General features: G+C 35.3%; 7 protein-coding genes and 1 pseudogene. 3 read left to right on the top strand and 5 right to left on the bottom strand.

Translation table 11 applies throughout. The features are described 5' to 3' along the window. Nucleotides 1-189, bottom strand: a pseudogene (locus K8V80_RS02910) (hypothetical protein); the annotation flags it as partial. Nucleotides 190-402: 213 nt separating this feature from the next. Here K8V80_RS02910 and aroC point away from each other — a divergent pair. Beyond that, a complete protein-coding gene (gene aroC / locus K8V80_RS02905; protein WP_276775349.1) occupies nucleotides 403-1,479 on the top strand; it encodes a chorismate synthase in 1,077 nt (358 codons plus the stop codon). Beyond that, nucleotides 1,476-2,840 (top strand): dipeptidase, encoded by a 1,365-nt coding sequence (locus tag K8V80_RS02900; RefSeq protein WP_276775346.1) that lies wholly within the window; start codon nucleotides 1,476-1,478, stop codon nucleotides 2,838-2,840. Before aroC ends, K8V80_RS02900 begins: the two co-directional genes overlap by 4 nt. A gap of 68 nt (nucleotides 2,841-2,908) precedes the next feature. On the opposite strand, the gene K8V80_RS02895 is transcribed toward K8V80_RS02900, so the two are convergent. Genes K8V80_RS02895 through mtaB form a run of 4 tightly spaced genes read right to left on the bottom strand, consistent with a single transcriptional unit; the run spans nucleotide 2,909 to nucleotide 6,665 of the window. Further along, on the bottom strand, nucleotides 2,909-3,433 hold the full coding sequence (locus K8V80_RS02895) for a methylglyoxal synthase (protein WP_006743476.1): 525 nt from the start codon (nucleotides 3,431-3,433) through the stop codon (nucleotides 2,909-2,911). A 4-nt stretch (nucleotides 3,434-3,437) separates the two neighbouring features. Next, nucleotides 3,438-4,463 carry a glycosyltransferase family 2 protein gene (locus K8V80_RS02890; protein ID WP_276775343.1) on the bottom strand — a complete coding sequence of 342 codons (1,026 nt, stop codon included), beginning with the start codon at nucleotides 4,461-4,463 and terminating at the stop codon, nucleotides 3,438-3,440. Continuing rightward, a complete protein-coding gene (locus tag K8V80_RS02885) occupies nucleotides 4,456-5,349 on the bottom strand; it encodes a lysophospholipid acyltransferase family protein (protein ID WP_276775341.1) in 894 nt (297 codons plus the stop codon). The genes K8V80_RS02890 and K8V80_RS02885 overlap by 8 nt, the downstream gene beginning before the upstream one ends. Then, nucleotides 5,349-6,665 (bottom strand): tRNA (N(6)-L-threonylcarbamoyladenosine(37)-C(2))-methylthiotransferase MtaB, encoded by a 1,317-nt coding sequence (mtaB, locus tag K8V80_RS02880; protein WP_276775339.1) that lies wholly within the window; start codon nucleotides 6,663-6,665, stop codon nucleotides 5,349-5,351. The genes K8V80_RS02885 and mtaB overlap by 1 nt, the downstream gene beginning before the upstream one ends. Before the next feature lie 140 nt (nucleotides 6,666-6,805). Here mtaB and K8V80_RS02875 point away from each other — a divergent pair, with 140 nt between their 5' ends. Then, complete coding sequence (locus K8V80_RS02875; protein ID WP_276775351.1) at nucleotides 6,806-8,470, top strand: long-chain fatty acid--CoA ligase; 1,665 nt, start codon at nucleotides 6,806-6,808, stop codon at nucleotides 8,468-8,470. Nucleotides 8,471-8,723: the final 253 nt, after the last annotated feature.

The following is an 8,723-nucleotide window of genomic DNA, read 5'->3' as shown; positions in this document are numbered from 1 at the left end:
AAAATCTTTTACCCCCTCTTTGGCTTCCCATTCAAAAATCAAAGGTGAAGTTGAATCTAAATTCCAGGTTCCAACAAGCTTACTAGTTTCTTCTTCTGGATCTTTATTATCATCATCGTCACTACTACATGCCGAGAATAATCCGATTACGCCAAATAGCATTAAAAGTGTAAATAAATTTTTCTTCATTTTATTCTTATTTTAATAATTACAATTTGTATTAAACACAAAGATAGTTAAGATAACACCAGTCAAACAAGGTTTAGAAAGATAAATTGATGTTCTTTTCTTAATAACAGGAGATTTATATAGATTTATTCTAAACAATATGCCTATCTTGGGTCTATATATTTTATTATATTTGTAATAAACACATAGTTAAAAACTAATATCGAGCTAAATATGTTCAACTCATTTGGTAATATATTGAGATTAACCAGCTTTGGGGAATCTCACGGAAAAGGTATAGGTGGTGTAATCGATGGTTTTCCTGCAGGGATTACTATAGATGAAGAGTTTATACAAAATGAGCTCGATCGCCGAAAGCCAGGTCAATCTAGATTAACCACAGCACGGAAAGAATCTGATAAAGTTGAGTTTCTATCGGGTATCTTCGAAGGGAAAACAACCGGATGCCCTATTGGTTTTATAGTGTGGAACACCAATCAGCATTCCAATGACTACAATAATTTAAAAGAGGTCTTCAGACCCTCTCATGCCGATTTTACATATCACAATAAGTATAGAGTAAGAGATCATCGAGGTGGAGGAAGATCTTCAGCTAGAGAAACTGTATCTCGTGTGGTAGCTGGTTCATTAGCAAAACTTGCATTAAAACAATTGGGCATTGAAATAACTGCTTATACATCTCAAGTAGGTCCTATCAAACTAGATAAATCTTATTCAGAATACGACTTCTCTGAAATCGAAAAGAATGATGTACGATGTCCTGATCCTCAAAAAGCAGAAGAGATGGATGCTCTAATTTATAAAATTAAGGGAGAAGGCAATACGATTGGGGGTACAGTATCTTGTGTTGTAAAAGGTACTCCTATTGGATTGGGTGAACCTGTATTTGGTAAATTGCATGCAGCATTAGGCAATGCTATGCTATCCATCAATGCAGTGAAAGGCTTTGAGTATGGACAAGGTTTCAGAAACCTAGAACAAACGGGTAAAGAGCAAAATGATATTTTCTTTGAAAACCAAGGCAAAATAGACTTCAAAAGTAATAATTCGGGTGGCATACAAGGAGGCATCAGTAATGGTCAAGACATTTATTTTCGAGTAGCCTTTAAACCTGTAGCTACTATTTTAATGGAACAAGAAACGGTAACTGTTGAAGGAAAAGACACCGTATTAAAAGCGAGAGGTAGACACGACTCTTGCGTTCTACCTAGGGCTGTACCTATAGTAGAAGCCATGACAGCACTCACAATTTTAGACTTTTATTTAATCAATAAAACTACATATCTATGAATGAAATCAAATCTTACATTAAAGACAATGAAAAAAGAATGCTAGAAGAGCTATTCAGCTTAATTCGCATTCCGAGTATCAGTGCAAAACCAGAGCACAAAGAAGACATGATCAAATGTGCCAATCGCTGGAAAGAACTCTTATTAGCTGCAGGTGTTGACAAAGTAGATATTATGCCCACAAAAGGTCACCCCATACTCTACGCTGAAAAAATGGTAGACCCTAAAGCTAAGACAGTACTTATCTATGGACACTACGATGTTATGCCAGCCGAACCATTAGAATTATGGAAAAGCAATCCTTTTGAACCCGAGATCAGAGATGAACACATCTGGGCAAGAGGTGCTGACGACGATAAAGGACAATCATTTATTCAAGCAAAAGCTTTTGAATACCTAAATAAGAACGGATTACTTCAAAACAACATCAAGTTTATTCTTGAAGGTGAAGAAGAAATTGGTTCACCCAATCTTGAAGCATTCTGCAAAGAGCATAAAGAGCTATTGAAATCGGATATTATATTAGTATCAGATACTAGTATGCTGAGTGCAGAACTACCTTCATTAACTACAGGACTACGTGGTTTAGCTTATTGGCAATTAGAAGTTACAGGACCAAATAGGGACTTGCATTCGGGTCACTTTGGTGGAGCAGTAGCTAATCCAATTAATGCTCTATGCGGTATCATCAGTAAAATGGTAGATGAAGATGGTAGAATTACAATTCCTGGTTTCTACGACAAAGTAGCAGATATTCCTGCTGAAGAGCGTAAAATGATTGCTCAAATACCTTTTGACGAAGAGAAATACAAAAAAGCAATTGATGTTGCTGAAGTAGCCGGAGAAAAAGGATACAGCACTATTGAAAGAAATAGCTGTCGCCCATCATTCGACGTTTGTGGTATTTGGGGTGGATATACTGGAGAGGGTTCCAAAACCGTTTTACCTTCTAAAGCCTATGCTAAAGTATCAACTCGACTAGTTGCTCATCAAGACTACGAAGAAATACTTCAACTTTTTGAAGATTATGTACAGCAAATTGCTCCAAAATCGGTAAAAGTAAAAGTAATACCTAGCCATGGTGGACAGGGTTATCTATGCCCTATAGACCTTCCAGCCTACCAAGCTGCTGAAAGAGGTTTTGAAAAAGCATTTGGTAAAAAACCTCTACCAGTAAGGAGAGGTGGAAGTATTCCTATCATCGCTACATTTGAAGAAGTATTGGGGGTTAAGACAATCTTAATGGGCTTTGGATTGGAAAGTAATGCAATCCACTCACCAAACGAAAACTTTCCTCTAGACATGTTTAGAAAAGGTATTGAAGCTGTAATAGGCTTCCATAAAGAATATGCTAAATTATAACTTATCTATTTAGCTCATAAAAAAAGCGAGATCGTACATGATCTCGCTTTTTTTAGATAGGTATTATTTTATTCTTTTAATCTCTTTTCAACAGACTCTACAGCTTCATCTACCACGTTCTTATCTTCGAAACGCTTAGTATAAGTAGTGTAATCTGGATGGGTACGAACATACTCAGGATCTTCAAACAACGGACTACTAATAATGTGGTCGGCAGTTGAACGATTGCAGCAGAATATGATATTTTCTACGCCTGCTAGTCTAGTCAAAGCTTTAACGTCAGTATCATGAGGTTGCAACGTCATTGGGTCTGTAAAGAAGAATAAGTAATCTATCTCTCCTTCTACTATGCGTGAACCCATTTGTTGATCACCGCCAAGTGGACCTGATTTTAATATCGTAATATCCCACTCTTCTTCAGGATGCTTATTTTTTAAGGCTTGCTTAATTAATGTACCAGTCGTTCCTGTACAGAAAAAAGTATGACCTTTTAATATTTCAGAGTTCCATAAAACCCATTCTATCATATCTTTCTTCATTGCATCGTGAGCAACCAACCCTATTTTTCTAACTAATCTACGTGTTTTTTCCATATCGTTATTTTATTCTTATCAGTGAAAACTTCTTTACACCTCTAATATAATAATCAAATATTATAGATTTTCTATATATTCCATTAAGTTTCTGTTTAGAATACTTTAGGTTTTCTTCCCTAGACGCAGCAAACTCATGCTTCATCTGATAGAACTCTCTCCTAGCACTATAAACAGCTTTGGCATTCTTAAGTTCTCCTTTTAATATGAAAAACAAGATAGCGATATAATCTAATATTCTTCGAACTTGTAAAACTTTATTTAACTCAGAACTAGAGATATTCTTGTAAATCATTACAAGATTATTTCTAAAGTTGAGAAAAGTCTTTTTGGGATTATTATAGCTCAGAGTAGCACCACCAACATGATATACTAAGCTTTGGGGTATAACAACAATTTGATAACCTCTAGCATTGATTCTCCAACAGAGATCTATCTCCTCCATGTGTGCAAAGAAACGAGAGTCTAATCCTCCTACCTCTAAATACACATTTCTTCGGATAAATAAAGCAGCTCCTGTAGCCCAAAAGATAGGAATAACAGACTCGTATTGATTTTCATCCTTTTCTAGAGTATTCATAATTCTTCCTCTACAAAAAGGATATCCATATTTATCTATAAATCCGCCACAAGCACCTGCGTATTCAAAAGACAATTTATCCCTCCAACTTCTGATTTTGGGTTGGCAAGCTGCTACCTCTGGATGAGCATCCAAATACTCCACCATGGGTTCTAACCAATTTGGAGCAACCTCAACATCAGAGTTTAAGAGAACGATATATTCAGCTTCGATAGATTGTATTGCTCTATTATATCCTTCTGCAAAGCCATAATTTTGATCGAGTACGAGTAGCTGAACTTCTGGATACTTTTGTTGTACTAACTCAACAGAAGTGTCTGTAGAGCCATTATCAGCAACATAAACCACAGCCCCCTCACAAGACAAACTATTTTGAACAACAGAAGGTAAAAACTGATCGAGCATCTCAGCTCCATTCCAATTTAGTATAACAACTGCTACCTTATTCATCTTGATTCTCCCTTTTTCGTTTCCAGCGTTTATGAGACCAGAACCAAAATGCAGGCTCTCTATGAATAGTTTCTTCGATATGTCGAGCAAAAGCTTCTGTAATTTCTCCATCAGCTGTTGCTTTAGGCTCTTTGGTAACTAACCTAAATGTCATCTTGCAATAACCTCTTTTTATTCTTTCCAAATCACAATATAAAACAGGGAAACGCATCATTTTGGCAATACGTTCTGCCCCATCCATAAAAACAGTATCTTGATTCAAAAAAGTGGTCCAATAACGAGCATCATTACTACTCGGATTCTGATCGGCAATTAAACCGACAGCCATTTTAATGCCATCGCGTTTTAACCGAACAAGCTCTCTAACTGTGGAATGCTTTTTAACATTATATCCTCCGAAACGAGAACGGATATAATTAAACAACTTATCAAAGTATTGATTTCGAAGAGGTTTATAAATTTGAACGGGAAGATCACCTTCTTTCATAATTGCTCCCATTCCTATAATCCATTCAAAATTAGCATAATGAGGAATAAGAAGAACGACTCCACCATATTCCTCAATACAATCTAAAAAAAGCTTTTGATTATGATAAGACATTCTCTTTAAGAGCTGTTTATGTGAAAGACGCATAATTTTAATCTCCTCCACAAAATAATCGGCTATATAATGATAGAACTTTCTCTCTATTTTCTTTATTTCATCGAGACTCTTATCAGGGAAAGAATTAGCTAAATTCGTTCTCACTACTTTTCTTCTATATCCGACAACTCGATAAAGTATAAATGATAACAGATCCGATATTAGATATAACGTCCAAAAAGGTAAGCAAGCTAATAACCAAAAGAAACCAAAGACTAAACCATATAGAATTTTATCTTTCATTAGATTAATTCTCCTTTCAGTGCAGTTCTTGACTCATTAAATTCTCCTAATTTCACACTTCTTATTTCATTGTCCAACTCAGGATGATTGGGTATTTCTATACGAATATAATTGGGCGTAAAGCCATGCATCACGTCAGAATTATGAGCTTTTTCGAAAAGGACAGGCATCTCTTGACCAATAAACTGCTCATAAAAAGCTTCTGTCTTCTTATCCGAAATAGCAAGTAAACGTTGACTACGTTCATGTTTCTCTTGAGGAGATACTTCATGGTCTATTTTCAAGGCCATTGTTCCAGGACGTTCGGAATAACTAAACACATGAAGTTGAGTAATATCAAGTGATTCAATAAAATCTAAACTCTTATCAAAAAAAGTTTGTGTCTCTCCACGTGTCCCCACAATTACATCTACGCCAATAAAAGCATGAGGTACTAAAGCTTTTATTTTTTCAACCTTATGAGCAAATAAAGCCGTATCATAACGTCTATGCATAAGCTTTAACACATCATCACTTCCTGATTGAAGAGGAATATGGAAATGAGGCATAAATCGTTTAGACTGAGCTACAAACTCAATAATCTCATCTGTCAACAAATTAGGTTCTATCGATGAAATCCTAAAACGTTCAATACCTTCAACTTCATCAAGTAATTTAACTAAGTCTATAAATGTTTCATTGGTTGTCTTACCAAAATCTCCTGTATTAACTCCCGTAATAACTATTTCCTTTCCACCATCACGAGCAGCCTGTTTAGCTTGATTTACAATCGATTCAATAGATCCATTTCTACTAAACCCTCTAGCAAATGGTATTGTACAATAAGTACAGAAATAGTCACAACCATCCTGAACCTTCAAGAAAAATCTAGTTCTGTTCCCTCTCGAGCAAGAAGGAGAAAAAGTCTTTATATCAGTCAACTTAGTAGTATAGGCTTGAGCTCCATCCTTCTTCTCTAAATTACCTAAAAACTTAATAAAATCTTTCTTTTGCTCCGAACCTAGTACAATGTCAACCCCCTCAATTTCAGTAATTTCATCGGGTTTAAGCTGAGCATAACATCCAGTAACAACGATAAAAGCTCCTGGATGTTCTCTATGCATCCTCTTTATAGCTTGTCTACACTTTTTATCAGCCATTTCAGTAACAGAGCAAGTGTTAATTATACAGATATCGGCTATTTCATTTTTTCGTGCAGTACGTACACCATACTCTCTTAATATTTTACCAAAAGTAGATGTTTCTGAGAAGTTTAACTTGCAGCCTAGAGTGTAATAGGCCGCTTTTTTATTTTGGAAAATAGTATTATCAATCATTGTCTATAAAACTAACTTTTGCCCCAAAGTTACATATTATTATGCTTAAAAGATGTTATACCAAAGAGTTGTTATTTGCTAAAAGCCTTAAAACTATCAATATTATTCCTACTTTTGCTCAAAACAACACGTTTCGTGCAATGATAAAAGAAAACTTTATAAAGTTATATGAACACAGTTTCCGAGATAACTGGGATTTACCATGTTATACCGATTATGGTCAGAACACTAGTTTTACCTACGGAGAAGTTGCTAAAGAAATAGCTAAACTACATCTTTTATTTGAACATTGTAAACTTCGCCGAGGAGATAAAATAGCTTTAATAGGGAAAAACAACTCTAAATGGTGCATTGCTTATATGGCTTCTATCACCTACGGAGCAATTATTGTTCCTATTTTACAAGATTTTAACCCCAATGACGTACATCACATTGTTAACCACTCTGAATCTATCTTCCTATTCACAAGTGATACCATTTGGGATACACTAGAAGAAGAGAAACTACCTAATATCAGAGGTGTATTTTCCTTAACAGACTTTAGATGCCTTCACCAAAGAGATGGTGAAACCGTTCAAAAGTTTATGAAATACATTAATCAGGAAATGAAAACAGCTTATCCTCATGGCTTTAGTCCTGACGATATTGTTTATACCGATTTATCTAATGATAAGGTAATGCTTCTTAATTATACATCAGGAACTACAGGATTCAGTAAAGGTGTAATGCTAACAGGCAATAACTTAGCAGGAAATGTAACTTTTGGTATACGTACAGAGCTACTTAAAAAAGGAGATAATGTACTTTCGTTTCTCCCCCTAGCTCATGCTTATGGATGTGCCTTCGACTTTTTAACAGCTACTGCTGTAGGTACACATGTTACCCTTTTAGGAAAAGTTCCTTCTCCTAAAATTATCATAAAAGCTTTTGAAGAAGTAAAGCCAAACCTTATTATAACTGTTCCTCTTGTCATAGAGAAGATATATACCAATGTTATTCAGCCCATGTTGAGCAAGAAAGGGATGAAATGGGCACTTAGTATTCCCGTTTTAGACTCCCAGATCTATGCTCAAATACGAAAGAAACTTATCGACTCACTGGGAGGCAGATTTAAAGAAATCATTATTGGAGGTGCAGCAATGAACCCAGAAGTAGAAGATTTCTTTTATAAAATAAAATTCCCTTTTACCATTGGTTATGGTATGACAGAGTGTGGTCCACTGATTAGTTACGCTCCTTGGGATGAATTTGTTCCTGGTTCTTCGGGTAAGACTCTCGATATTATGGAAGCCCGTGTATATAAGGAAAATCCAAGTGATAAATTAGGAGAAATACAAATACGTGGTGAAAATGTTATGGTAGGCTACTACAAAAATGAAGAAGCAACCAAAGATGTGTTTACTAAAGATGGCTGGTTGAGAACTGGAGACTTAGGGACAATTGATGAAAATAATAATATTTTCATTCGTGGAAGAAGTAAAACGATGATTCTTACATCTAGTGGGCAAAATATATTCCCAGAAGAGATTGAAACTCGTTTAAACAACTTACCATTTGTAGTTGAAAGTATAGTTGTCGAACGCAATAAAAAACTTGTAGCACTTGTATATGCTGACTATGAATCTCTAGGTTCTCTAGGCTTAGATAATCCTGAAAGTTTAAAAACGATAATGGATGAAAATTTGAAGAATCTAAACAAAGCAGTTGCAGCATACGAAAAGGTAAGTCAGATACAACTCTACCCTACCGAGTTCGAAAAAACTCCGAAGAAGAGCATCAAAAGATATCTATACGATAATATTTAAGCGATATAGCAAATATAAAACACAAAAAAGCCTATCCAAAATGAATTGGATAGGCTTTTTTATCATATAACTAGTTGTCCCTATCAGCTATCAATAAAAAAAGAGTTCTCTCTACTAGACAACCCTTTATCTTCTGTTAGAATAGAAAAACAAAAAAAGAGGAGCGAACTCCTCTTCTTTCTATTTTTCTCTTTGTAGAAAACTATATTATTCAGCAACTACTTCGAAAGGAATTTCAACAGAAACTTCCTTG

The sequence above is a fragment of the Bacteroides coprosuis genome (genome assembly GCF_020741705.1).
GTDB lineage: Bacteria > Bacteroidota > Bacteroidia > Bacteroidales > Bacteroidaceae > Bacteroides_E > Bacteroides_E coprosuis.
Note: the sequence above shows the minus strand (reverse complement) of the source record. Positions and strands in the feature narration are given on the sequence as shown.

Coding starts and splice junctions, on each gene's coding strand:
- K8V80_RS02875 (WP_276775351.1), top strand. CDS start 6,806: ATGATAAAAGAAAACTTTATAAAGTTATATGAACACAGTTTCCGAGAT.
- K8V80_RS02895 (WP_006743476.1), bottom strand. CDS start 3,433: ATGGAAAAAACACGTAGATTAGTTAGAAAAATAGGGTTGGTTGCTCAC.
- K8V80_RS02885 (WP_276775341.1), bottom strand. CDS start 5,349: ATGAAAGATAAAATTCTATATGGTTTAGTCTTTGGTTTCTTTTGGTTA.
- K8V80_RS02890 (WP_276775343.1), bottom strand. CDS start 4,463: ATGAATAAGGTAGCAGTTGTTATACTAAATTGGAATGGAGCTGAGATG.
- mtaB (WP_276775339.1), bottom strand. CDS start 6,665: ATGATTGATAATACTATTTTCCAAAATAAAAAAGCGGCCTATTACACT.
- aroC (WP_276775349.1), top strand. CDS start 403: ATGTTCAACTCATTTGGTAATATATTGAGATTAACCAGCTTTGGGGAA.
- K8V80_RS02900 (WP_276775346.1), top strand. CDS start 1,476: ATGAATGAAATCAAATCTTACATTAAAGACAATGAAAAAAGAATGCTA.